This is a genomic window from Kitasatospora sp. NPDC018619, from assembly GCF_044391605.1.
Classification (GTDB): Bacteria; Actinomycetota; Actinomycetes; order Streptomycetales; family Streptomycetaceae; genus Kitasatospora.
Window position 1 is genome coordinate 90,339 of the sequence record NZ_JBISAI010000002.1, and the last position, 25,136, is coordinate 115,474.

The 25,136-nt window shown below is 72.7% G+C and carries 14 protein-coding genes; 7 read left to right on the forward strand and 7 right to left on the reverse strand.

What is annotated here, in order from left to right:
- Positions 1 to 50: 50 nt before the first annotated feature.
- The 5 genes from ACH5AR_RS03070 to ACH5AR_RS03090 form a co-directional block, all read right to left on the reverse strand.
- Positions 51 to 3,092, reverse strand: a complete 3,042-nt coding sequence (locus ACH5AR_RS03070) for an alpha-mannosidase (protein ID WP_396299634.1) — start codon at positions 3,090 to 3,092, stop codon at positions 51 to 53.
- Positions 3,093 to 3,139: 47 nt separating this feature from the next.
- Positions 3,140 to 4,396: a glycosyl hydrolase gene (locus ACH5AR_RS03075; protein WP_396299635.1), complete on the reverse strand. Its 1,257-nt coding sequence runs from the start codon at positions 4,394 to 4,396 to the stop codon at positions 3,140 to 3,142.
- Between the two features lie 56 nt (positions 4,397 to 4,452).
- On the reverse strand, positions 4,453 to 5,388 hold the full coding sequence (locus tag ACH5AR_RS03080; RefSeq protein WP_396299636.1) for a carbohydrate ABC transporter permease: 936 nt from the start codon (positions 5,386 to 5,388) through the stop codon (positions 4,453 to 4,455).
- Positions 5,389 to 5,392: 4 nt separating this feature from the next.
- Positions 5,393 to 6,265, reverse strand: coding sequence for a carbohydrate ABC transporter permease (locus ACH5AR_RS03085; RefSeq protein ID WP_396299637.1), 873 nt, complete (start codon positions 6,263 to 6,265; stop codon positions 5,393 to 5,395).
- 139 nt (positions 6,266 to 6,404) lie between these two features.
- Positions 6,405 to 7,694 (reverse strand): ABC transporter substrate-binding protein, encoded by a 1,290-nt coding sequence (locus tag ACH5AR_RS03090; RefSeq protein ID WP_396299638.1) that lies wholly within the window; start codon positions 7,692 to 7,694, stop codon positions 6,405 to 6,407.
- Between the two features lie 189 nt (positions 7,695 to 7,883).
- Here ACH5AR_RS03090 and ACH5AR_RS03095 point away from each other — a divergent pair, with 189 nt between their 5' ends.
- The 5 genes from ACH5AR_RS03095 (at position 7,884) to ACH5AR_RS03115 (ending at position 17,627) form a co-directional block, all read left to right on the forward strand.
- On the forward strand, positions 7,884 to 8,993 hold the full coding sequence (locus tag ACH5AR_RS03095) for a LacI family DNA-binding transcriptional regulator (RefSeq protein ID WP_396299639.1): 1,110 nt from the start codon (positions 7,884 to 7,886) through the stop codon (positions 8,991 to 8,993).
- Between the two features lie 243 nt (positions 8,994 to 9,236).
- Positions 9,237 to 11,687, forward strand: a complete 2,451-nt coding sequence (locus ACH5AR_RS03100; RefSeq protein ID WP_396299640.1) for a discoidin domain-containing protein — start codon at positions 9,237 to 9,239, stop codon at positions 11,685 to 11,687.
- A 132-nt stretch (positions 11,688 to 11,819) separates the two neighbouring features.
- Entirely contained in the window at positions 11,820 to 16,007 is a 4,188-nt protein-coding gene (locus ACH5AR_RS03105) for an NEW3 domain-containing protein (RefSeq protein ID WP_396299641.1), read from the forward strand.
- The gene (locus ACH5AR_RS03110) at positions 16,004 to 16,702 is read left to right on the forward strand and encodes a hypothetical protein (RefSeq protein WP_396299642.1); all 699 of its coding nucleotides are present in this window, start codon (positions 16,004 to 16,006) and stop codon (positions 16,700 to 16,702) included. The genes ACH5AR_RS03105 and ACH5AR_RS03110 overlap by 4 nt, the downstream gene beginning before the upstream one ends.
- A 559-nt stretch (positions 16,703 to 17,261) precedes the next feature.
- Positions 17,262 to 17,627: a hypothetical protein gene (locus tag ACH5AR_RS03115; RefSeq protein WP_396299643.1), complete on the forward strand. Its 366-nt coding sequence runs from the start codon at positions 17,262 to 17,264 to the stop codon at positions 17,625 to 17,627.
- Positions 17,628 to 17,946: 319 nt separating this feature from the next.
- On the opposite strand, the gene ACH5AR_RS03120 is transcribed toward ACH5AR_RS03115, so the two are convergent.
- Positions 17,947 to 18,351, reverse strand: coding sequence for a hypothetical protein (locus ACH5AR_RS03120; RefSeq protein WP_396299644.1), 405 nt, complete (start codon positions 18,349 to 18,351; stop codon positions 17,947 to 17,949).
- 295 nt (positions 18,352 to 18,646) lie between these two features.
- Positions 18,647 to 22,324, reverse strand: coding sequence for a chemotaxis protein (locus ACH5AR_RS03125; protein WP_396299645.1), 3,678 nt, complete (start codon positions 22,322 to 22,324; stop codon positions 18,647 to 18,649).
- Between the two features lie 354 nt (positions 22,325 to 22,678).
- Between ACH5AR_RS03125 and ACH5AR_RS03130 the strand changes: the two genes are divergently transcribed.
- Positions 22,679 to 23,176 (forward strand): hypothetical protein, encoded by a 498-nt coding sequence (locus tag ACH5AR_RS03130; RefSeq protein ID WP_396299646.1) that lies wholly within the window; start codon positions 22,679 to 22,681, stop codon positions 23,174 to 23,176.
- 343 nt (positions 23,177 to 23,519) lie between these two features.
- Positions 23,520 to 25,049 carry a trypsin-like serine protease gene (locus ACH5AR_RS03135; RefSeq protein ID WP_396299647.1) on the forward strand — a complete coding sequence of 510 codons (1,530 nt, stop codon included), beginning with the start codon at positions 23,520 to 23,522 and terminating at the stop codon, positions 25,047 to 25,049.
- Positions 25,050 to 25,136 lie beyond the last annotated feature (87 nt).

Genomic DNA, 25,136 nt, shown 5'->3' on the forward strand with positions numbered 1-25,136 from the left:
GGGGGCGGCGCCCCGGCCGAGGCGGGCCGGGGCGCCGAACAGCGTAGGGGTCAGGCCGTCGCCCGGAGGCGGAGGGTGACCAGCTCGAACGGGCGCAGCGCGAGGCGCACCGCGCCGTCCTCGACGGCCACCTCGCCGCGGGTGCCGTCCCAGGGCCGCTCCAGCAGGTCGCAGGGGACGGCGTCGGCCAGCGGGAAGGAGGTGGTCAGCCGGCCCCGGGCACGGCCGCCGCCCGCCTCGTAGACCCGGACGACCAGGTCCCCGCTGCGGTCGTCGGCGAGCTTGACGGCGCTCACCACCAGGGCGTCGTTGTCCAGTTCCACCAGCGGGGCGACCCGCTCGGCGCTGCCGGTGACCCGCCGCTCGGGCAGGCCGATCCGGTAGCCCTCGCGGACGGCGTCGCCGATCGCCGCGCCCGGCACCAGGGCGTGGCGGAAGTGGTGCACGCCCTGGTCGGTCCGCGGGTCGGGGAAGCGCGGGGCGCGCAGCAGCGAGAAGCGGACCGTGGTGGTCGTCCCGCCGTCCTCGGCGCGCACCGTGCGGGTGACGTCGTGGCCGTAGGTGGAGGCGGTGACCAGGGCGACGCCCCAGCCGGGCTCGTCGAGGTGGACGAAGCGGTGGTTGCAGGCCTCGAACTTGGCGGCGTCCCAGCTGGTGTTGGTGTGGGTGGGCCGGTAGAGGTGGCCGAACTGGGTCTCGGCGGCGTAGCGCTCGGTGTGGACGTCCAGCGGGAACGCGGCCTTGAGGAACTTCTCGGTCTCGTGCCAGTCGACCTCGGTGTCGATGTCCAACCGCTGCTCGCCGACGGGCAGGGTGAGGGTCTGGACGACGGTGGAGGAGCCGAAGGAGCGGGCGATCCGCACCGAGGCGCCCTCGGGGGAGGCGGTGGCGGTGAGCGAGTCCACGGCGGTCAGGTCGGTGACGGTGTTGCGGTAGAACTGGTCCACGTCCCAGGCGTCCCACATGTTGGGGAAGTCGGGGTGCAGCTGGAGCAGGTTGGCCCGGCTGCCCGGGGCGACGGTCTCCCGGCCGGTCGCGCGCTCGACCACCGAGGCGATCAGGCCGTCCGCGTCCACCACGACCTCCAGCAGGCCGTTGCGCAGGGTGTAGCCGCCCTCGGGGCGCCGGACCGCCTCGCAGGCGGCACCGCTCGGCACGGCCACGGCGGCCCCGCCGGCGGGCACCGCCGAGCGGGTGTGCGGCGCCGCGTTGAACACCAGCTCCCGCCCGCCGTCGGCCGCCCCGGCCAGCGCCTGCTGGGCCGCGCCGATCAGCGCCTCCAGCTCCCCGGCCAGCGCCGCGTACGTCGCCTCCGCCTCGCGGTGCACCCAGGCGATGGAGGAGCCGGGCAGGATGTCGTGGAACTGGTGCAGCAGCACCGTCTTCCAGATCCGGTCCAGCTGCTCGTACGGGTAGGCCGCGCCGGTGCGCAACGCGGCCGTGGCGCACCAGAGTTCGGCCTCGCGCAGCAGGTTCTCGCTGCGCCGGTTGCCCTGCTTGGTCCTCGCCTGGCTGGTCAGGGTGGCGCGGTGCAGCTCCAGGTAGAGCTCGCCGACCCACACCGGCGGGGCCGGGTACTCGGCCTCGGCCTTGGCGAAGAAGTCGGCGGGGTTCTCCCAGCGGACGGTGGCCGAGCCCTCCAGGTCCTTCAGCCGGGCCGCCTTGGCGACCATCTCGCGGGTGGTCCCGCCGCCGCCGTCGCCCCAGCCGGTCGGGGCGATCGAGTGCCGGGCCACGCCCTTGTCCTTGAAGTTCCGTGCCGCGTGGGCGATCTCGCTGCCCTTCATGGAGCAGTTGTAGGTGTCCACGGGCGGGAAGTGGGTGAAGATGCGCGTCCCGTCGATGCCCTCCCAGAGGAAGGTGTGGTGCGGGAAGCGGTTCACCTGGCTCCAGGAGATCTTCTGGGTCAGCAGCCACTTGGAGCCGGCGTTGCGGATGATCTGCGGCAGGCCGCCGGTGAAGCCGAAGGTGTCGGGCAGCCAGGCCTCGTGGTTCTCCACCCCGAACTCGTCCAGGAAGAACCGCTTGCCGTGCACGAACTGCCGGGCCATCGCCTCCGAGCTCGGCATGTTGGTGTCGGACTCGACCCACATGCCGCCGGCCGGCACGAACCGGCCCTCCGCGACGGCCTCGCGGACCTTCGCGTACACCTCGGGGCGGTGCTCCTTGATCCAGGCGAACTGCTGGGCCTGGGACATGGTGTAGCGGAACTCCGGCTCGTCCTCCAGCAGCGCGGTCATGTTGGCGGTGGTGCGGGCCACCTTGCGGACGGTCTCGCGCAGCGGCCACAGCCAGGCGGAGTCGATGTGCGCGTGGCCGATCGCGCTGATCCGGTGCGCGGACGGCACGGCCGGCGCGGCCAGCACCGCTTCGAGCCGCGAACGGGCCTCGGCCGCGGTGCCGTTGACGTCCTGGAGGTCGACGGCGTCCAGCGCCCGCTCGACGGCGCGCAGGACCTCCCAGCGACGGGCGCTGTCCACCGGCAGCTCGGCCATCAGCTCGCCGAGCACCTCCAGGTCCATCACCAGCTGCCAGACCGTCTCGTCGAAGACGGCGAGGTCCATCCGGGCCAGCTTGTACTGCGGCTGGTCGCCCGCCGTCTCGCGGTCGCCCAACTCGGTGGGAAGGAAGGGGTGGTAGTCCAGGATGACGGGGTTGGAGGCGGCCTCGACGTGCAGCAGCACCGGCTCGCCGCCGACTGCCGGCGCGGCGATCCGCACCCACTGGTTCTGCGGGTTGAGGCCCTTCACCGGGGAGCCGTCCGGGCGGTAGACCAGGCCCTCGCACTGGAAGCCGGGCATGTTGGCGTCGAAGCCGAGGTCGATCAGCGCCTCGACGGTGCGCCCGGCCCAGGCCTCGGGCACCGTGCCGGTCACGGTGATCCAGCTGGTGCCCCAGGGGGCTCCCCAGGCGTCGCCCACCGCGATCGGGGTGCGCGGGGCGGCCAGGCCCTCGGCGACCGGGACCGGCTCGCCGGGCGCCGTCCAGATGCCGACCTCCAGCGGGACGGACTCGGGGTAGACGGCCGGGCGGATGCGCTCCTCCAGGACGCGCTTGAGGCGGGACTCGACCAGGGTGCGGTCATCGTGCATGTCAGCGGGCTCCGTTGCGTGGCTGAGGGGGAACGGACGGGCTAGGGCTAGGGGGACGGTACGTCGGAGGGGTGGACCACCTCGGTGATGCCGCGGGCGGCGAGGTGCGCGCGGTCCTCGGCGCGCTCGGCGAGCACCGCGGTCGGGCGGGCGCCGGCCTCGGCGAGGCGCATGAACGCCTCGTACACCGCGCCGCCGGGGCCGCAGGCCTCGCGCCGCGGCGAGGTGACCTCGTCGCCGGTGTCGACCACCACGGCGGTGCTGCGCGGCTTCGGGGGCTGCCAGGAGCGGCGGGCCTCGGCGGCGGCCTCGGCGAGCCGGGCGCCGGCCGGCTTGACCTTCCGCTCCGTGGTCAGCAGGCCGAGGCTGTACTCCAGTTCGGGGAAGTCGGCGAGCGAGCGGTCCACGTCGTGCGAGCACCACCAGGTCACCCCCCACAGGTCCGGGCAGTCCAGCACGGCCGCCACGGTGGCGCCGGTGAAGCGCGCGGCGTCCTCGGCCGTGATGTGCGGGGCGGGCGCGCCGACCTCCTGGAGCCAGACCGGGCGGGCCGGGTCGTCCGCCCACGCCTTGGACAGCTCGACCAGGTAGGCGGCGTGCTCCGCGGTGGCGGTGGAGTGCGCGCCGTAGCGCTGGGCGGTGCCGTTGAACACCCAGGAGTGCACGGCGGTCGCGGCGCCGAGCCGGGCCGAGTGCCAGGGGGTGAACGGGTGCTCGTCCAGGTACCAGGCGGCGTCGTAGGAGGCGTGCAGGTGCAGCCGGCCGGGCGCGCCCTGCTCGCAGGCGTCGAGCATCCGGCGCAGCCAGGCCTCCGCCTCGGCGGGCGTGGCCCGGTCCGGGTCGGGGTGCGGGGCGCCGGAGAACTGGTTGATCTCGTTGCCGAGCGTCATCCCGAGGAAGTTGGGCCGCTCGCGCAGCGCCCCGGCGAGGGTGCGCAGGTAGGCGGCCTGGCCGTCGAGCACCTCGGGGTCGGTGAAGAGGTTGCGCCGGTGCCAGGTCCGCGTCCAGGAGGGGAGGAAGTCGAAGCTGGACAGGTGGCCCTGGAGGCCGTCCACCGCGACGTCCAGGCCGCGCTCGCCGGCCGCGTCCACCAGGGCGGTCAGCTGGTCGACGGCGCGCGGGCGGATCAGGGTGCGGTTGGGCTGGAAGACCGGCCAGAGCGGGAAGACCCGGACGTGGTCCAGGCCGAGGGCGGCGATGGAGTCGAAGTCGGCGCGCACGGCGTCGAGGTCGAAGTCGAGCCAGTGGTGGAACCAGCCGGCGCTGGGGGTGTAGTTGACGCCGAAGCGGGGAGCGGTGGTCATCGGAGGGCTTCCTCGACGGTGTGGGGCGTACGGGCGGTGGGCTGTCCCTGGCCGGGCTATCCCTTGACGGCTCCCTCCTCGACGCCCTTGAAGAAGAAGCGCTGGCAGAGTGCGAACACCACGACGATCGGCAGGAAGGCGATCATGGTGCCGGCCGCGATCAGCCGGGGGTTGGCGGAGAAGGTGCCGTTGAGGTACTGGAGCCCGACGGTCAGGGTGTACTTCTGCGGGTCGTTGAGCACGATCAGCGGCCAGAGGAAGTCGTCCCAGGCGCCGATGAAGGTGAAGATCACGATCACGCTGAGCATGCCGCGCACGTTGGGCAGGCCGATGTGCCACAGCCGCTGCCAGACGTTGGCGCCGTCCACCAGCGCGGCCTGGTCCAGCTCGGCCGGCACGGCGGCGAAGGCGGTGCGCATCAGCAGCACGTTGAGCATCGCGATCGAGCCGGGCAGGGCGACCCCGGCCAGGGTGTCGGCCAGGCCGAGGCCGCGCACCAGGACGTACTGGGAGACGATGGTGACCTCGCCGGGCAGGATCAGGGTGGCGAGGAAGAGGCCGAGCACGAGCCTGGCGCCCCGGAAGCGCAGCCGGGCGAGCGCGTAGCCGGCCAGCGTGCAGCCGACCACGTTGCCGGTGATGCAGACCACGGCGACGATCACCGAGTTGAGCGCGTAGGTCCACACCGGGATGACATCGGCGACCTTGCCGTAGTTGCCCAGGGTGGGCTGGTCGGGCAGGAAGCTCGGGGTGCGGGTGTAGACGTCCTCGGCGGGGCCCTTGAGGGAGGTGGACAGCTGCCACAAGAACGGGCCGATGACCAGCAGCAGGACCAGTACCAGGAGCAGGTAGCGGGTGGCGGTCTGCGCGGTGGAGGGGGTGTTGAAGCCCCGGGAGCGCTTCACGGGCTTCACCGGCCTCGCGGGCCGTCCGGGCCCCGGGGGCGGAGCGGGCTGGGCGGGCGTGCTGTCTGGCGTACGGACGGTGGTCATGGGCTCAGGCCGCCTTCCGGTTCAGCCGCATCAGGAACAGCATCGGGCCGAGGGTGATCACGAACAGCAGCAGGCTCAGCGCCGAGGCGTAGCCCAGGTGGCCGTTGAAGCCGCGGCTGTACATCTGGATCAGCATCACCACGGACATGTCCCGTCCGCCCGGGCCGCCGAGGCCGTTGGAGAGCACGTACAGCTCGGAGAAGACCCGCAGCGAACTCACCGAGATCAGCGCGGAGATCAGGATCATGGTCGGGCGCACCCCGGGCAGGGTGACGTGCCGGAACCGGTGCAGCGGCCCGGCGCCGTCCACGGCCGCCGCCTCGTGCAGCTCGCGCGGGACGTTGGCGAGGGCGGAGAGGTAGATGACCATGTAGTAGCCGAGGCCCTTCCAGACGGTCAGGGCGATCGCGCTGAACAGCAGCAGCCAGCGGTCGGTCAGGAACGGCACCGGGGAGTCGGCCAGGCCGCTCTGCCCCAGCAGGCCGTTGACCAGGCCGCGGTCGTCCAGCACCCAGCCCCAGATCAGCGCCACCACGACGGCGGAGGCGATCACCGGGGTGTAGAAGGCGGTGCGGAAGAAGGTGATGCCGGGGATCTTCCGCTGCACCAGCAGGGCGAGCAGCAGCGGCAGGACGGTCAGCAGGGGCAGGCAGACCAGCATGAACACGATGCTGTTGAGCAGGGCGTCGGCGAGCTGGTCGTCGTCCAGCAGCCGGCCGAAGTTCTCCAGGCCGGTGAACTGCCCGCCGCCCAGGGGCTTGGCGTTGGTGAAGGACAGGATCACCGTGTTGACGGCCGGCCAGAGGTTGAAGACGGCCAGCCAGAGTATCGCGGGCCCGGCGAGCAGCCAGGGGGTGAACCAGCGCCGGTGGGTCATGCCTTGCCTTCCTGGGGCCTGGGGGCGGTGCGGGGGCCTCGGGGGTGGAGTGAGGGGCGGGGAGCGGCGGGTGCGGGGGAGGGCCCGCCGCTGTGCGCCGGTACGGGTGGGGCGGTGGGGTGCGGTGAAGCCCGGTGGGTCAGCCCTTGAGCAGCTTGTTGCACTGCTCGACGGCGGTGTCCAGCGCCTGCTTGGAGCCGGTCTCGCCGCTGATCGCCAGCGCGAACTGCTGCTTGATGACGGTGGCCATGGCGTCGTCCACCTCGACGGGCTGGATCAGCTTGGCCTTGGCCAGCGAGGTGAAGGCGATCACCTTGGCGTCGCCCGCGTTGGTGCCGTCGCTCTTGCTGAAGAACGGGTCGTTCGCGGAGGCCTTGGTGGACGGGAAGACGCTGGTCAGGTGGGCGAAGGCGGCCTGGTTCTCCGGGCTGGTCACCCAGCGGGCGAGGGCCACCGCGGCGGCCGGGTTCTTGGTGTTCTTCGGGATGGACAGGCCCTGGACGTACAGCGGCGGGGTGGCCATCGCGGGGGAGGGGACGACCTTCGGGGCGAGGGTCGGGTTGTCGGTGGCGAGGCTGGTGATGAAGTTGCCGCCGCCGGTGGTCCAGGCGGCCGTGCCGGCGCTGAAGAGCTTGGAGTTGCCGGCGTAGGTGTCGGTGAGCACCCCGTTCGGCATCAGGCCCTCCTTGAAGGCGTCGCGGTACGTGTCGAGCAGCGCGGCGGCCTCGGGGGTGTTGAAGGTGAAGGACTTGCCGTCGTCGGACATGATCTTCACGCCGATGTTGTACAGGTCCCCGATGCCCGGCTTGCGGCTCATCAGGTAGGCCTGGCCGCCGGACTTCTCCTTCATCGTCCGGGCCTGGGCGATCAGCTCGTCCAGCGAGGTCGGGGGCTTCTGCGGGTCCAGTCCGTACTTCGTGAGGAGCTCGGAACTCCAGTAGTTCACGTCGGTGTTGAGGTACCAGGGGTAGCCGAAGGTGCCCTGGTGGCCGTTGAAGCGGAAGGCGTCCACGCCGCCGGAGACGTACTCCTCGGTGAGCTTCGGGTCGGCCTTGGCGACGTCCAGCAGGACGTCCTTCTTCGCCAGCGGGAAGGCGAAGTCCGGCGGGAGGTTGACCACGTCGGGCAGGGTGCCGGAGGCGGCCTGGCTGAGCACCTTGTCGGAGTAGCCCTCGCCGGGCTGGTCGAGCCACTCGACCTCGACGCCGGGGTACTTCTTCTTGAAGCCGTCGATCACCCCCTGCATGTAGTCGGTGAACTTCGGCTTGAGCGCCCAGGTCTGGAGCGAGACCTTGCCCTTGACGTCGCCGGTGGCGGCCGCACTCGCCACCGCGTCGCTGTCCTTGGTGTCGCCCGAGCCGAGTCCGCAGCCGGTGAGGGCGGCGGTGGCGAGTGCGGTCGTGGTCAGTGCCGCCCAGATTCTTCGCATGAGGGTCTCCCGGTCCTGGGGGTGGGTGGGGGATCGTGCCGAGCTTCGGGGGTGTCGTCCCGGGATCGCGGGGGTGGCCGGATCTCGGGCTTGTGTCGGATTCCGCAACCTGACTTACTAAACCGGTCTAGCTATGCCAGGGACTATGCTCCCGCCTAAACTTGGATGTCAAGAGAGGAGTCGGATTCTGTGGGCAGACCGACGATCGCCGACATCGCCCGTCAGGCCGGTGTCTCCAAGGGTGCGGTGTCCTTCGCGCTCAACGGCCGCCCGGGCGTCAGCGAGGCCACCAGAGCCCGGATCCTGCGGGTCGCCGAGGAGATGAACTGGCGCCCGCACAGTGCCGCGCGGGCCCTCGGCGGAGCCCGGTCCGACGCCGTCGGCCTGGTGATCGCCCGGCCGGCCCGCACCATCGGTGTCGAGCCGTTCTTCAGCCAACTGCTGTCCGGGCTCCAGGCGGTGCTGTCGGCCGGCTCGATCGCCCTGCATCTGATGGTCGTCGAGGACACCGCCGCCGAGATCGAGGTCTACCGGGGCTGGGCCTCCGAGCACCGGGTGGACGGCTTCATCGTGGTCGACCTCCAGGTCAGGGACCCCCGGCTGGCGGTGCTCGACGAACTCGGGCTGCCCGCCGTGGTGCTCGGCGGGCCCGGCAAGGGCAACCAGCTGCGGATCTGGGCCGACGACCGGGAGGCGATGCTCTCCATCGTCGACTACCTGGCTGCCATCGGGCACCGCCGGATCGCCCACCTCGCCGGGCTCCCGCACTTCCAGCACACCCAGCGGCGGATCCGCGCGCTGCGCGACGCCTCGCGCCGGCTCGGGCTGGAGGAGGCGGTGTCGGTCCCCACCGACTTCAGCGACGCCGAGGGCGCGGCCGCCACCCGGACCCTGCTGTCCCGGGCCGGGCGGCCCACCGCGATCGTCTACGACAGCGACGTGATGGCCGTCGCCGGGCTCGGCGTGGCGGGGGAGATGGGCGTCGCGGTGCCGGGGGAGCTGTCCATCGTCTCCTTCGACGACTCGGTGCTCGCCCGGATCGTGCACCCGCCGCTGACCGCGCTCAGCCGGGACACCTTCGCGCTCGGCGAGCAGGTCGCGCGCAGCCTGCTCGCCGAGCTGGACGAGGCCGGGCCGGGCCGGGACCTGCGGATGCCGACGCCGCGGCTGACCGTGCGGGAGTCCACCTCGCCGCCGGCCGGAGCCTCCGCGGCCCCGGCCGCCGCCGGCCCGCTCACCGCCTCCCCCGCCGGGGTGGATGCTGCGCGCATCGTTGACAGCGGTTCTGAACCGGTTTAGCCTCGCAGCGCCGAGCGGGCGCCGCTCGGCGGTCCGCCGCACCCCGTCCGGCTCCCGCACCCCGTCCGGCTCCCGCTGCCCGCCCCACCGCCCGTCCCGGTCTCCGGAGGCCGGGCGCGCCGGGGCCGACCGGCAGCGGCGCGACCCCCACGCGCTCCAGCACCGGCACCCCCGCATGCGGCCGGGCCCCGGCCACGACGCCGGGCCCGCCCCCACCCTCCTCCGCCCGATCGGAGCCAGCGCATGTCACGACGCCTCCCCCTGCTGCTCGGTGCCGTCCTCACGACGGCCGCCCTGACCACCGTGCCCGCGGCCCGCGCCGACGCACCACCGGCCAAAGCACCCGCGGCGGGCCCCGCGGCCGGCCCGGGCAGCCAGCCCTTCGCCTCGTACTGGTACCCCAACAGCATCCTGACCTGGGACCCGGCGACCGACCCGGACGCCCGCTTCAACCGCTCCAGCGTCCCGCTCCAGCCGCGCACCAGCGACCCGGCCCTGCGGGCCAACCCCAACGCCCGCGCCGGCGAGGGGAAGATCGCCTCGCTGGTCTCCTTCGGGCCCACCTCCAACAACCCCTCCCAGGGCTCCGCCGACCCGAACTACTACGCCTTCGGCTACTGGCAGTACGTCGACAAGCTGGTCTTCTGGGGCGGCTCGGCCGGCGAGGGCCTGATCCTCGCCCCCAACCCGACCGTGATCGACGCCGCCCACCGCAACGGCGTCAAGGTGTACGGCACGGTCTTCTTCCCGCCCGGCGCGTACGGCGGCCAGCTCCAGTGGGTGCGGGACTTCGTCCAGAAGTCCGGCAGCCGCTACCCCGTCGCCGACAAGCTCGTCCAGGCCGCGCAGTACTACGGCTTCGACGGCTGGTTCATCAACCAGGAGACCGGCGGCGGGGATTCGGCCCTGGCGGGCGAGGTGCGCAACCTGATGCAGTACACCAAGGCGCAGAGCGGCACCGAGTTCATGTGGTACGACGCGATGACCACCTCCGGCGCCGTGAACTGGCAGAACGCCCTCACCTCAGCCAACTCCCCGTTCCTTCAGGACGGTTCGAAGCGCACCTCGGACTCGATGTTCCTGAACTTCGACTGGTCGGCGAGCGGCCTGGACTCCTCCCGGGCGCTGGCCCGCAAGCTCGGCCGCAGCGAGTACGAGCTCTACTCCGGCATCGACACCGAGGCGAACGGCTACAACACCGGCGTGGACTGGAACTCCCTCTTCCCGGCCGGGCGCCCGCACACCACCTCGCTCGGCCTCTACCGCCCGGAGTGGACCTGGAAGTCCGCCGCCGACCGCGCCGACTTCTACGCCAAGGACGCCCGCTACTGGGTCGGCGCGAACGGCGACCCGTCCCGGACCGACCTCTCGGCGGGCTGGCCCGGCCTGGCCGGCTACGTCGCCGAGTCCTCGCCGGTCACCGCCAAGCCCTTCGTCACCAGCTTCGACACCGGGCAGGGCGACTTCTACAACGCGGCCGGCACCCGGGTCGCCACCGGCGGCTGGAACAACCTCTCGCTCCAGGACGTCCCGCCCACCTACCGCTGGGTGGTCGAGTCGGCCGGCACCAGGCTCACCCCGTCCGTCGACTTCGCCGACGCCTACCAGGGCGGCTCCTCGCTGCGGCTGAGCGGAAAGCTCGACGCCGCCAACACCGTCCGGCTGTACCAGACCAAGCTGGCGGTCGCCGCGAACACCAAGCTGGACCTGGTGGTCAAGACCCCGGCCGCCGGGCCCACCAAGCTCAAGGCCGCGGTCTCCTTCACCGACGCCCCGGGCAGCTTCACCACGATCGACGTCGGCGCCAACTCCGGCACCGGCTGGGAGCGGCACAGCCTAGACCTCGCCCCGTACGCGGGCCGCACCGTCGCCCAGATCGCCCTGCGGGTCGAGGGCAGCGACCCGGCGTACGACCTGCGCGTCGGCCAACTCGCCGTGTACGACGGCTCGGTGGAGACCCCTGCGGCACCGGCCGGCCTCACCGTCCTCGGCGCGGGCGACGTGACGCCCGGCTCCAGCCAGTCCCTGCGGCTGTCCTGGACGGCGGCGCCCGGCGGCAACGTGCACCACTACGAGGTCTACCGGCGCAACGCGGACGGCAGCCGCACCTTCCTCGGCGCCACGCCCAACGACGCGTACTTCGTCGGGCGGCTCGACCGGGCCGGCGGCGAGAGCACCACCACCCTGGACGTCGACGCGGTGTCCACCACCTACGGGCGTTCCACCGCCGCGTCCACCACGGTGGGTTGGAACGGCACCCCGCCGACCTCCACCAACCTGGCGCTGAACCGCCCGGCCACCGCCTCCGGCCAGTGCAACGCCAACGAGGGCCCGGCCAAGGCCGTCAACGGCAGCGTCAGCGGCGGCACCGGCGACAAGTGGTGCACCCTGACCTCCGCCAAGTGGCTGGAGGTGGACCTCGGTTCGGCGAAGCGGCTGTCGTCGTTCGTGGTCAAGCACGCGGCGGCGGGCGGCGAGAGCGCCTCGTACAACACCCGCGACTTCGCGATCCAGGCCAGGTCGAGCACGGGCGACCCCTGGACGACCGTCGCCGACGTCACCGGCAGCACCGCCGGCACGACGACCCACCCGGTGGACACCACCGCGCGCTACGTCCGGCTGGTGGTCAATACGCCGGCCCAGAACGGCGATCCGGCCGCCCGCATCTACGAGTTCGAGGCCTGGGGCGCGTAGCCCGCGGCTGCCGGCCCCGTCCGCGGGCGCCCGTCCGCGGGCGCGCGTCAGCCCCTGCCCGTCAGCCCCGTCCGTCCTGCCCGTCAGCCCCTGCCCGTCAGCCACGTCCGTCCGAGGAAGAGGAAGCCCCCCGTGCCGGTCACCATCACCGCCGTCGAGAGCACCGACCTGTTCGTGGGCCCCGAGGGCGCCCCGCGCCAGGTGCTGCGGGTCACCCTGGACGGCCCGGCCGCCCGGATCACCGTCACCGGGCCGGGCGTCCGCGGCGAGGCGACCGGCACCGGGCCGGTCGAGGTCCCGCTGGAGATCAGCGGGGCCTCGCCCGGCGACGAACTGCCCGTCACCGTCACGGCCGAGGGCGCCTGCGCCGAGGCCCTGGTCGAGGTCGCCGAGCCGGGCTGGACGGTGTTCCTGGTCTCGCACTTCCACTACGACCCGGTCTGGTGGAACACCCAGGCCGCCTACACCTCGCCGTGGGAGCTGCTCTCCGCCGACGCCACCACCCGGCCGCTCTGGGAGCGCAACGGCTTCGCCCTCGTCGACGCGCACCTGGACCTCGCCCTGCGGGACCCGGTGTACAAGTTCGTGCTGGCCGAAGTCGACTACCTGAAGCCCTACTTCGACCAGCACCCGGAGCGCCGTGCGGTCCTGCGGCAGCTGCTGGAGAGCGGCCAGGTGGAGCTCGTCGGCGGCACGTACAACGAGCCGAACACCAACCTCACCGGCGCCGAGACGACCATCCGCAACCTCGTCTACGGCATCGGCTACCAGCGCGACATCCTCGGCGGCGACCCGCGGACCGCCTGGCAGCTCGACGTGTTCGGGCACGACCCGCAGTTCCCCGGCCACCTCGCCGCGGCCGGCCTGACCGGCAGCGCCTGGGCCCGCGGCCCGTTCCACCAGTGGGGCCCGATCCAGAAGAACTTCCGCGAGGCCAAGGACGACGCCCGGGTGATGCAGTTCCCGAGCGAGTTCGAGTGGATCGCCCCCGGCGGCGAGGGCGTGCTCACCCACTACATGCCGCACCACTACTCGGCGGGCTGGTGGATGGACTCCTCCGCCGACCTCGCCACCGCCGAACAGGCCGTCTACGCGCTGTACCGCAAGCTCAAGCCGGTCGGCGCGACCAGGAACCTGCTGCTGCCGGTGGGAACGGACTACACCCCGCCGAACAAGTGGGTCACCGAGATCCACCGCTCCTGGGCCGCCAAGTACCTCTGGCCCCGGTTCGTCTGCGCGACCCCGCGCGAGTTCCTGGACGCCGTCCGTGCCGAACTCGCCGCCACCGGGCGCCGGCCCAGCCCGCAGACCCGCGACATGAACCCGGTGTACACCGGCAAGGACGTCTCGTACATCGACACCAAGCAGGCCCAGCGGGCCGGCGAGGTCGCGGCGGTGGACGCGGAGAAGCTCGCCGCGCTCGCCGCCGCGCAGGGCCTCGGCCGCTACCCGACCGCCGCGCTCGACAAGGTCTGGCGCCAACTCGCCTACGGCGCCCACCACGACGCGATCACCGGCTCCGAGTCCGACCAGGTCTACCTGGACCTGCTCGGCGGCTGGCGCGAGGCGTACGACCTGGCGTCGGGCGTGCGGGACGCGGCCCTGGACGCCTTCGCCGCGCGCATCGCCACTCAGGGCGAGGGCCGGGCCGTCGTGGTGACCAACACGCTGTCCTTCGACCGGACCGACCTCGTCACCGTCGAACTGCCCTCCGGCATCGGGCCGGTGAGGATTCTGGACGACTCCGGCTCGCCCGTTCCCGGCGCCGTCGACCGGGGCGTGCTGCGGTTCCTCGCCACCGACGTGCCCGCGCTCGGCTGGCGCACCTGGCGGTTGGTGGAGGGGGAGGACGGCGCGGAGCAGCCCTGGACGGCCGCCCCGGGCACGGTGATCGGCAACGGCCGGTACCGGGTGGCCGCCGACCCGGCACGCGGCGGCGGCCTGTGCTCGGTGCTGGACCTGCGGCACGACCGGGAGCTGATCCAGGACGGCCGGATCGGCAACGAGCTGCGGGTGTACGAGGAGTACCCCCAGCACCCCGACTTCGGCGAGGGCCCCTGGCACCTGGTGCCCAGCGGCCCGGTGGTCGGCTCCGGGGACGGGCCCGCGTCGGTCCGCCGGGAGACCGGCCCGCTCGGCGAGCGCCTGGTGGTCGAGGGGACGGTCGACTCCGTCCGCTACGAGCAGACCGTCACGCTGTGGCACGGCCTCGACCGGGTGGACTGCCGGACCCGGGTGGTCGACTACTCCGGCGCCGACCGGCTGCTGCGGCTGCGCTTCCCGGTGGACGTCCCCGGCGGCCTGCCGGTCAGCGAGGTCGCGGGCGCCGTCATCGGGCGCGGCTTCGCGATGCCGGACGTCGACTCGGCGGAAGCGCCCTGGACGCTGGACAACCCGGCCAACACCTGGTTCGGGCTGGGCGCCACGGCGCGGGCCGAGCTGACCGACGCCGCCGGGGCGCCGCTCGGCTCGCGCGCCCTCGGCGTGGCGGAGGTCGTCGTCCCCACGCTGGACGCAGCCGCCGACGCCCGCCCGCTGGTGGTCGCGCTCGCCCGGATCGGCGTCACCGCCACCACCTCGGGGGCGAACTGGGCGCGGTACGGCTGGCTGGACGTGGACTCCAACCTGCCGGACTTCCGGATCGTGGTCGGCGGGCCGGAAACCAACGACGCGGCCCGGGAGTTGGTCGCGTCGGCGGGGGAGGAGTACGCGGCCGCGCTGAAGGCGCACGGTGCGGTGTGGGTGCCGGCGCTGACCCCGCTCGCTGAGGTGTGGCGCCCGGACGCCGACCTGCGCGACCTGCGGGCACTGCCCGCGCTGGTGGTGTCGGATGTCGCGGCGCTGGTCGAGGACCTGGCCGACGCCCGGATCACCGTCGTCTGCCCTTCGCCGGTCCGGGAGCAACTGGCCGACCGCACCGTGGCGTTGCTCGGGTTCGGACTGCCCGGGTTCGCCGTCGACACCACCGGCGCCCTGCACCTGTCGCTGATGCGCTCCTGCACCGGCTGGCCCTCCGGGGTCTGGATCGACCCGCCCCGGCGCACCCTGCCCGACGGCGCCTCGTTCCAACTCCAGCACTGGACCCATGAGTTCTGCTACGCGCTGGTCGGCGGGGACGGCGACTGGCGGGACCAGGTGCTGCCCGCCCGGGGCCAGGAGTTCAACCACCCGCTGTACGCCCGGATCGCCCCGGCGCAGGACGGGCCGCTGCCGGCCACGCTGTCCTGGCTGCGGGTGGAACCCCAGCGCGAGGTGCTGCTGGGCGCGCTCAAGCCGGCCGGCAACCCGGTCGCGCACGGCTCGGCGGCGCCGGTCGGCCCCGAACTGGCCGTCCGGCTGGTCGAGTCCACCGGCCTCGGGCGTACGGCGAGGCTCAGCGGCGCGCTCGGCCTGGGGGAGGTGCGGGCCGCGGACCTCCTGGAGCGCCCGCTCCCCGCCGAGGGCTCCGCGCTCGACCTCCCGGGCTCACGGATCGCCACCCTACTGGCGAGCCCGGCCGTCACCGCCCCGGCGGCCGACACGGACCTCGGCGCGGTCGCCGAGGCGGCCCAGCCCGTCCACGCCCGCTACTGGCTGCACAACCGGGGCCCGGCCCCGCTCGGCTACCTCCCGGTGTCCGTCGGCGCCTCGCCCGGACTGCTGCGCACGTCCGGGGAGCCGGTGACGCTCTCCGTCGCCCTGTCCTCCCAGCTACGGGACGCGGCCGTCGAGGGCACGGCCGTGGTGCTGCCGCCCGAGGGCTGGACCACCAGCCTCGGCAGCCGCCCGTACCGGCTCGCGCCCGACGGCCACCTGCGCTTCCCGGTGACCCTCACCCCGCCGGCCGGCGCCGATCCCGGGCTGTACTTCGCGGCCGTCCGGATCGAACACGACGGCCAGCAGATCGAGGACGTGGTGACCATCGCCGTCGGGGACCTCCCCGACCTGCTGCCCGTCCCCGGCGACACCCCCGAGGACTGGACGATCGCCCAGGGCACCCAGGCCACCGCCGGACGGGACACCGGCCTGGACGTGTCCGTCTCCCACGAGACCCTGCGCCTGGCCCCCGGCGGCCGGGCCGTCCTCGGCCTCACCCTCGCCAGCCGCACCCGGGGCGAGATCCGGGGCGAGCTGCAACTCGTCTCGCCGTGGGGCACCTGGGAGGCCGTCGCCGAGCCCGTCCGCGGCTTCACCGTCCCGGCCGGCGCCACCACGACCGTCGACTTCGCCGTCGCCGTCCCTGAAGCCACCGACCCGGGCTCGTTCTGGGCCCTCGTCAAGGTCATGTGGTTCGGCCGCTGCCAGTACACCCCCACCGTCGCCCTGGTGGTGGAGGCATGAGGGTGCTCGGTCTGCTCGACGGACGGCCCCTGCCGCGCACCGCCCTCGACCGCCGCCTGACCGCCCTGCGGACCGGCCCGCGCGCCACCGCCCTGCCGCAGCCCGGCAGTTCGGAGGACCGGCAGCTCACCCGCTGGGTCGCCCAGGTGCTCCTCACCGAGGCCCTCTGCGAGGCGGTCGCCGCGGAGCGCGGCCTGCCCGTCGGGCCGTCGGCGCCCGCCCGCCTCGACCAGCAGGCCGCCGTCGAGCTCGGCTCCATCACGGCGGCCGCCTACGAGGGCAACCCGGCCGTCCGCGCCGTCTATGACTCGGTGACGGCGGGCACCGAGCCGGCCGCAGAGTCCCTCGCCCACCACCGCGCGATGACCACCCGCCCGGCGGCGGAGCGCTGGCGACTCGCCTTCCCCGACGGCGAGTCGGACGTCGACCCCGCGACCCTCCCGGCCTCCCTGGCCGAGGCCCTGCGCGCGGCCCCGCCCGGCACCTGGGTCACCGCGGGCCCCTGGCGGGCCGCCCTGCGCGCGGTGGTCGCGCTCCCGGAGCCGCCCGACCCGACCCCGGCCCTGCGCGACGCCGCCCGCCGCTCCGTCTTCGTCCGCTGGCTCGACCGCGAACGCGCCCGCCGCCTCACCCTGGTCGAGGGGTTGGAACACCCGGGCGACCCGGCCCAACCCGACAACCACCACCGCCACTGAGCCCCGCCGCCCCGGCCCGCCCACCCGCCGGGGGCGCCGTTCCGCGGACGTCCTGTTCGGGCGTTCACGGTGGCCTCCGCGCTCGGGTGGGTGCGGCTGGTGCGGCCGGAGGAGGCCATCGAACACCCGGCGGTCGGGGTCGGCTCGGGGCTCGGCACCGGCAACGCCAGGACCACCTTCCCCCTGCCCGCCGCGCGACCGGGGGCTATCCGACGATCCTGATCACCGGAGCCAGCGGCTTCGGCCGCCTGAAGGTCCGCCACCTCCGGAGCCGACCGGAGCCGGGCACGAACGGCGGGCCGGGGTTCGTGCACACGGTCGACTGCCGGACCCCACCCCGATGGTGCGGGACGTACCCCTGGGTCGCCCGGGCGGCTGCGGTGCGCCAGGGGCGGCAGGCCGCGGCCGGCGCCCGACTCCCGCGTTGACGGCGGTCGTTCGACTACGTCACGCTCGATGAATCGCCGAGCCCGGGCCCCGACGTGCCGCACCGCGCGCCGTGCGTACCGTGCGGTGCCCGGCCCGGATGTCCACCGCCGACCCGTGTGGAGGTACCGCCATGTCCAAGCGCCGTCTCGCCGTCCCCGGCGCCGCCGTCGCCGCCCTGACCCTCGCCGCCCTGCTCCTGCCGGCGGCCGCCGCCCAGGCCGCGCCGCGCGCCGACTCGTGCACCAACAACTGGAGCATCAGCTCCGGCGAGGGCTACGCCAACGGCAAGTGGTGCAACTACGACACCAAGGTCGTCGGCACGGTGCACGACACCAAGGCGGACGGCCGCTGTCCGTACGTGCGCGGCAGCCTCTCCAACGGCGGCCACGTCGACAGCGACTGGGCCGGCGGCAAGGGCAAGTCCCGCGCCATCACCCTCTACGCACCCTCGGGCACCCACATCACCGGCCTCAGCATGCGCTACATCGGCTGCTGATCCCGACCGGGGCGCGCCGGAGCCAGACGACCGAGGGCAAGCAGGCGGGTGCCGTCCAAGGCCTCCTCGGGGCTTTCCGGAGCCGGTGGTGCGCCGTGGGGCGTACGGCCCCGGCCGCCCCTCCACCGGTCCCGGACCGCGCCGGCCCGACCACGGAGAAGCAGCGCGAACGGCTGCGGACCGCCCGTCGGACAGAGACGGGCGGCCCGCAGGTGCCTCTGGACGCCGACGCGGGCACCGCTCGGCAGGTCAGTCAGCGACGGCCAGTCGGTGGGCAGCCAGAGCCGTCCGTCCGCGGCGTCTCAGCGGCAGACAGGCGCTAGCGGTGCGCCGGCGCCGGCGGCCAGAGCTGTGACCCGGTGTCGCCGGGTGCCGCCGATTCGATGTAGGCCTGCAGTTCGTACACCAGGACCACCCAGTACCGCCGGGTGTCCGCGAGTGCACGGACGATTCTGCGTGCGGCAGCCGACTGCCGCTCCAGGTCCCGGTCCACGTCCCGCACGACCAGCACTGCCTGGAACCGTTCGAACGGTATGCCCTGGTCCTCCTCGAACTCGTGCGAGAGCTGCAGTTCGGCACGCGTGGTGCCATCGACTGTCGTGACATGGTCCACCTGCCCGATTCCGACCGGCTGCAGCTCGCTCCCGCACGCCGCGGAGAGATCGGAGAGGATATCGGTGTCGGGCGCTGCCGGCTGGATGAAGATGTAGTGCTGGGAACTCACTGTGAAACTCCTGGTCATGTTTCCCGGAAGGTGCCAGGATCCGGATCCGGGGGGGCCTTTCCGGCTGACCACAGGGGTCGGACACGAACGGCGGCGATCCTGGCGAGTCTATTGTTCCTCCGCGCACGACGCGAGGACTGCCGGACCCAGGGAGCGATCGCTGCGCCCCGCCGGCGTGGCGCGGGACCGCCGGGGCCGTGATGGTCCCGGCGGTCCCGCCATGGGCAGGTGGAGGACGTGACGGGTCCCGGACACGGCCGAGGACCTGTGCGTCACGGACTCCGGTCCTTCCGGGCTAGGGGTAGGTGACCTCGAAGCCGTCGCCGACGATGCGAATCTGGTTCATCCGGTCCGGAGCGTTGTACCTGTTGTTCTCCCCGAAGAACCTCTGGATTCCCTCGCGTGCTCCGGCTTCGTTCAGGCCGGAGCCCCGTGCGTCGATGACCACGTCCCTGGCCTGCCCCTTGGCGGAGTTGATCTGGTTCCTCACCGTGCTGGGCTGGGCGCCGGGCTGAAGGCTCTTGAACTCCGTCGGAACTCCGTCGACGATGGCATCGGGACGCCTCTCGCCGGGCACCTTCGATTCCAGGACCGACTTGACGTGGCGGCCTTCGCCGGCGAGCAGGTCGGCGATCTTCCGCTCGTTCGCGTCGAAGGCCTTCGCGGACTCGTCGATGGGGTGGGAGGCTCCGCGAGAGGCACCCCCGCCCTCCTGGGCCTCCCTCAGGGCGGTCTTGATCCCGTTGTTGAAACGGTCGAGCCCGTCCGCCCCGATGCCGATGCCCCCGACGATGATCGTGGTGCCCATGACGATGGCGGGGGCGCCGGCCAGGCAGCCGACACCACTGAGGCACACGACACCGCCCGCGAAGTCCTCGGTCGCACCCGCTCCGACCATGACTCCGCCGAGAACGGTCTCGCCCGCCCCGATCCAGATGTCCTTGTTGAAGAAGGGCTGTGCGTAGTTCCAGGCCTTGTCGACGGTCCCGGAGAGCCAGCCCGGGATCCAGCTGTCGTCCTTCTTGTCCTGGGGCTGGCCGTTCTGGGCTTCGGCTGCCGCCTTGCGGATGTTCTCCTGCTCGCTCAGCCAGTTGGCCATCTCCTGCTTCTGGAGTTCGACGGCCCTGGCGAAGGTGTCCCGGTACGCCGCGTCGGCGGCACGTGCGTCCTCGTGCGCGTTGACGGCGGAGTTCCACGCGTCCTTGGCCGCCGTACGGGCGGCGCCGGCCGACTGGTTCGCCCAGTTCGCCGAGTACTGGGCGCTGGCAGCGGAGTTGATCGCGCGGTTCACCGCGGAGACGGCCTCGGACTCGGCCTTCCGCGCGGTCTTGGCGGATTGGGCTGCCTTTGCCGATGACGCTTCGGCGGACTTGGCGGACTGTGCCGCCTGGGCGGAGTACTTCTGCGCCTCGGCGGCGGAGGCCTGGGCCTGCCGGCGGTATTCGTCGGCCTCGGTGGACGCATCCCGGGCGGTTGCCGCGGCCTGTGCTGCCTCCGCGGCGTCCTGTCGAGCGGTGGCAGCCACCGTGGAGGCCTCTGCGATCACCTGCTCGATCTGTGCGGCGTGCGTGGCTGCCAGCTCGTCCTCGCGCTGGGCCTGGAACTGGCCGAACTGGATGTACGAGCGAAGCGTGCGGATCGGGCTCATGAGCGCGATCCGGGCCGTGGCGGCGACCTCCGGAGTACCGCTGTCGATGAGTTGAGCGGCGCGGACACGGTCGTCCTGGTAAGCAGCCTCGTGCTGCCCGGTGGAGATGAACTGCCGGTACCTGTCGACCGATCCGGAGTCCAGAGCCGCCCGGCCGGCTTCCTGCACACCGGGACCACCGGTGGAAATGATCTTCGCTATGTGCACGCGGAGGTCCTGGACGGCCGACTGGTACTGGCCGCTCGTCAGGAACTCCGTCACCTTCGCGGGGTCGTTTCCGGCCAGGGCGGTGCGGGCCGCGGCGGCGATCCCGTCCGAGCGCGTCGTGGCGGCGAGCCGCTCCACCTCCTGGCGCTCGTCCTGCTGTGCCGCCGACGTCCACCCGGTGCGGACGTAGTCCACGACCGCGGCGTCATCGCCGGAGAGTGCCAGGCCGGCCGCGGTCCGGCTCCAGGATCCGCCCGTCTTGAGGGTCATGACCGCGACCTGCCGGCCCTTGGCGGCGATCTCCGTCGTGTCGGCGTCCGGGCGCGAGGCGTCGGCTATCAGATTGCGGGCCTGAGCCGCAGTGTCCTTGACCTGCTGAGCCGCGGCGGCCAGTTTCGCAGTGCGCTGGTCCTCCTGCCACTTCAGGTCCTTCGCCTTCTCGACGCTGGCGTTGGTCCGGGCGGTCAGTCCCTCGGCCTCGATCTGCAGCGTGAGCTCGTGCGTGGTCTGGGCCTTGGTGACGGCGGCCGTCGCCTCGGTGGCGAACTCCCCGGCCGACTTCGCATGGTTGGTCGCCTGCTCTGCCGCATTGGCGGCTTCCCCTGCGTGGGCGGCCGCGTCATCCGCCTCCTTCGCGGCCGCGCGCGCGTGCAAGGCGGCCGAACGAGCGGCGTCGCGCGCCTCGTTGGCAGCAGCCGCCGACTTGGCGGCGAGGGCCTGGGCCGCGTTGGCTGCCCGCGTCGCCTCCTGGGCGTGACGCCGGGTGATGGCCGCGGCCTGGGCCGCCGACTTCGACTGCACTCCGGCCTGAGCCGCGTAGTCGTTGGCCTGATCGGCTGCGTCGGCCGCCGCGCCGGCGTTCTGGCCCGCGCTCGTGGCACTCTTGGCGGCCTCGCCCGCAGCATTCGCGGCGACGCCGGCCTGCGCGGCGGCGTCGGCGGCTTCGTCGGCCCCGTCAGCCGCAGCACGGGCGTCCGTCGCAGCCTGGCGGGCCACGCCCGCCTGGGACGCGTTGGTGGCCGCTCCGGCTGCTGCGGACTGGGCCCGGGAGGCGGCCTGGGCGGCTCCGGCTGCAGCGGAGGCAGCCTGGGCGGCGGCATTCGCCGCGATCTTGGCCGCGGTGTTCGCCGCGCGGGCCGCACCGATCGCCTGCTGGGCGGCAGCGGCGGCCTGCTCGGCGGCCTTGGCCGCGTTCTCGGTGGCGGCGGCCGCGCGCTGGGCGTCGTTCCTGGCCTCCTGCGTCTCGCGGGCGGCGTTCGCCGCCGCCTCCTTCGCCTGCTGGGCGATGAAGACCGCGCGGGCGGACGCGTCCTTGGCCGCCTCCTTCTGGGCGGCGGCCTGGACGCCGGCCGCCTTGGCCAGGCCGGCCAGCTGGGCGACCGTCAGGGTCTCCTGGTCGCGGTTGCGGGCGACGTGCTGGCCGACCTCGATGAACTCGTGGATGTCGTCCGCGGTGCCGCTGAGGGCGATTCTGCCCGCCGCTACCACCGACGGTCCGCCCACGCTCATGATCTGCGAGACCTGAACCCGCTCGTCGCTGTCCTGCTCGTCGTACTGGCCCTGTTCCAGGAACAGCTTGACGTCGTCGGGTGTGCCGTTCAGCGCGGCGCGACCGGCCTCCTGGACCCCGGGCCCACCGGTGCTGATGATCTGCGCCACACGTACCCGCTGGTCCTGGAGCAGTGGGGCCTTCCAGCCGTCCTTGAGGAAGGACTTCAGCTGGTCCGGGGTGCCACTGAGGGCTTGTCGGGCGGCGTCCTGAAGGCCGGCGCCTCCGATCGTGGCGATCTGTGCGGTGTAGATCCGGTTGTCCTGGTACTCCTCCGCGGGCGCCTGCGACAGGAACCGCCGCACGTCGTCATCGGTACCCGTCAGAGCGACCTCGGCGGCAGCCCTGACTCCGGGGCCCCCGTCCATCCAGAGCTGGACCGTCCGGCCGCGGTCCGTCTGCGGGAACGTTCCTGCTTCTATCGCTGACGGGACTCCACCGTCCGCGAACGCCCGGGGAGGTGAGGTCACTCCCGCTGCCACGAGAGCGGATGAGAGCAACGCGAGGCACAGCGCCCGTGTTGCGCGCACCCCCTGTCCTGCTCCGCCCTTCGCACGCGTTCTCTGCATCAATGGATACTCGATCCTTTGGTCTGGCGGCCGCATGCCGCGACACCGAATCCCGGTGCCGGAAAGGATCTCTAACACAGGGTCATGTCTGTTTGTCAATCAAATCATTGATACCGGATATTTTTTTAGTGAAAGGCGGGGCAAACCGGGATGCTTGCCTCATTTTAATGTGTATCCATACAAACCAGCCGTCGCTCCCGCGATTCATTCGGCCGGAAGCGAAAAAAATGATCTGACTTGACGCGGCATCGGTCGGGTCCAGTACTTTGCGGTCGCAGCACATGGATCTTGCCGATTTGTGTTGCGATTCCCCACGACCTGATGCCGCCTCGGAGCGGCCTGAAAGGACACGTTGTGACCAGCCGTCTTCGCCGAATCCTCCTGGCGTCCGCGTCCGGTGCGCTCCTCGCTGCGGTCGCCGTGCCGACGCTGGCCTCGGCGTCAGCGCAGTCCGTGGCTGCTGTCGCCGCGGGTGAGGACCTGCCGCCGACCGCCGTGGAGGACTTCGCCTACCCGGGTGCCGCGGAGATCCTGCAGGCAACGGGCATCAAGCTCATCAGGGGCAACGGTCGGCTCATGCTGGTCGACTGTGACCCGGCGACCCCTCAGATCAAGGTCTACAGCCGGAACGGAGACGCCTGCTTCCGTGCGACCGGCCCGGACGCCTACCTGACCTTGGAGATGACCCGCGTCTTCGCCCTGGAGGCGGCGGATCAGCCGATCAGTGCCAGCCTTACCGCTGCCGGCACCACCCAGGCCGTCACCGTGGCCCAGGGAGGCTACAAGAGTGTCGGCGAGGGGACGGTCGGGGGGGCCCGCTCCACGCTCGTGGAACTGCGGGTCGCGGGCTGACACCGGCGGGATTCCCGCGGGTAGCCGGTTTCCGCGGCGGCAGTGTGGCAACGGATCGCCCGTCCCCGGCACGCGGAAGCGCGAACCCTGTGATCCGTATGCCAACACGCCTTTGCTTCACGCCACTGAGGGGCGAAGTGCTCCGCCGAGCCGGGGCTGCTCGTCGAGGGACGTACGCCTGGTATCGAAGCGATCCTGCGCCCGTCGTCATCGGAACGCCGCGCGGGTTCGTCCAGGCGCCCGGACCGGCGATCCGACAGACCGCTCCTTCCAGAATCTCCGTTTCCATCCGAGGGACCGAAATATGAATTCCAAGATTCCCCTCTCTCGGAGGGCTGCCGGCATGGCAGCTGCCTCCGCAGGTCTCATCGCAGCCACGATTTCACCGGCTCAGGCCCTCGTCGGCGCCGAGGCCGCCGACGGCACGTACGCCTCCACCGCCCGTCTGGTGGTCGGCGACAGCCTGCGGGCCTGCACCGGCGCGCTGGTGGACCGCTCCTGGGTGCTCACCGCGGCGTCCTGCTTCTCCGACGACCCGGCGCAGCCGCAGGCCCTGGCGGCCGGCAAGCCGAAGTGGAAGACCACCGTCACGCTCGGCGGCAAGACGGCCGAGGTGGCCGAGCTGGTGCCGCGCTCCGACCGCGACCTCGTCATGGCCCGTCTCGCGGTGCCCGTCGACGGCATCGCCCCGCTCGCCGTCGCCGCCACCGCGCCCGCCGCCGGGCAGAGCCTGCGCGTCGCCGGTTTCGGCCGGACCAAGGACGAGTGGGTGCCGTCCAAGCTCCACACCGGCGCGTTCACCCTGGACACCGTGAGTGCGACCGGGATCGGCATCACGGGGACGGGCGGCGCGGCGGTCTGCAAGGGCGACACTGGCGCCCCCGCCGTCCGCGAGGTCAACGGCAAGGCCGAGCTGGTCGCCGTGGCCTCCCGTTCCTGGCAGGGCGGCTGCCTGGGCACCCCGGCCACCGAGACCCGCACCGGCGCGTACAGCTCCCGGGTCGACGACATCGGCGAGTGGGTGACGCAGGTGAGGGCCTCCCGTCCGGCCAGCGAGCTGTTCGCGATCGGCGGCGACGGCCAGATCTGGGCCAACGAGGGCGCGTACACCACGAACGTGTGGGGCACCTTCGCAGCCGTGCCGAACAGCGCCGGTGTCCGGCAGGTCAGTGCCGTCACCATGGGCGACAAGGTGCGCCTGTTCGGGATCGGCAGCGACCAGCGGATCCGGACCGCCACCCGGGACGGCTCCGGCGCCTGGTCGCCGTTCGAGGTCGTGCCGGGCAACAGCGGCATCCGGCAGGTGACCGCCGTCGCCATGGGCGACAAGGTGCGCCTGTTCGCCATCGGCGGCGACGAGCGCATCTACGGCGCGGACGGCGACTACGCCGCCGGCACCTGGAGCGCGTTCACGCCCCTGCCCAGCAGCGCCATCAAGCAGATCACCGCCACCGCTGTCGGCAACACCGTGCGCCTGTTCGCGATCGGCGGCGACAACCGGATCTGGACCGCCACCGGCGACTACACCGCCGGGACGTGGACCACCTTCGAGGCCATCCCCAGCAGCGGCATCCAGCACATCGCCGCCACCACGACCGGCAACGCGGTCCGGCTGTTCGCCGTCGGCGCCGACAGCCAGATCTGGACCACCGACAGCACCGGCAACGGCCCCTGGACCACCTTCGAGAAGGTGCCCGACGTCCTCGGCGTCAAGCAGGTCGCCAGCACCACCATCGGCGACACCGTCCGCCTGTTCGCCATCGGCAGCGACGACAGGATCTGGACCGCCGACAAGAAGGCCGACGGCAGCTGGACCACCTTCTACGGCGTCGCCAGCAGCGCCATCCAGGGCATCGCCGCGACCACCGGCTGACCCGGTCCCCGCAGCCGTGCCCCGCGGGGGCCGCCGACGCGAGACCGGCCGCCCCCGCGCTCCCACACACCGTCCCGAAGGGGAGTC

Bases quoted from the DNA above. Each gene is read 5' to 3' on its own strand.
- ACH5AR_RS03085 (WP_396299637.1), bottom strand. From the start codon at position 6,265: ATGACCCACCGGCGCTGGTTCACCCCCTGGCTGCTCGCCGGGCCCGCG.
- ACH5AR_RS03070 (WP_396299634.1), bottom strand. From the start codon at position 3,092: ATGCACGATGACCGCACCCTGGTCGAGTCCCGCCTCAAGCGCGTCCTG.
- ACH5AR_RS03075 (WP_396299635.1), bottom strand. From the start codon at position 4,396: ATGACCACCGCTCCCCGCTTCGGCGTCAACTACACCCCCAGCGCCGGC.
- ACH5AR_RS03110 (WP_396299642.1), top strand. From the start codon at position 16,004: ATGAGGGTGCTCGGTCTGCTCGACGGACGGCCCCTGCCGCGCACCGCC.
- ACH5AR_RS03115 (WP_396299643.1), top strand. From the start codon at position 17,262: ATGTCCAAGCGCCGTCTCGCCGTCCCCGGCGCCGCCGTCGCCGCCCTG.
- ACH5AR_RS03100 (WP_396299640.1), top strand. From the start codon at position 9,237: ATGTCACGACGCCTCCCCCTGCTGCTCGGTGCCGTCCTCACGACGGCC.
- ACH5AR_RS03080 (WP_396299636.1), bottom strand. From the start codon at position 5,388: ATGACCACCGTCCGTACGCCAGACAGCACGCCCGCCCAGCCCGCTCCG.
- ACH5AR_RS03090 (WP_396299638.1), bottom strand. From the start codon at position 7,694: ATGCGAAGAATCTGGGCGGCACTGACCACGACCGCACTCGCCACCGCC.
- ACH5AR_RS03135 (WP_396299647.1), top strand. From the start codon at position 23,520: ATGGCAGCTGCCTCCGCAGGTCTCATCGCAGCCACGATTTCACCGGCT.
- ACH5AR_RS03125 (WP_396299645.1), bottom strand. From the start codon at position 22,324: ATGCAGAGAACGCGTGCGAAGGGCGGAGCAGGACAGGGGGTGCGCGCA.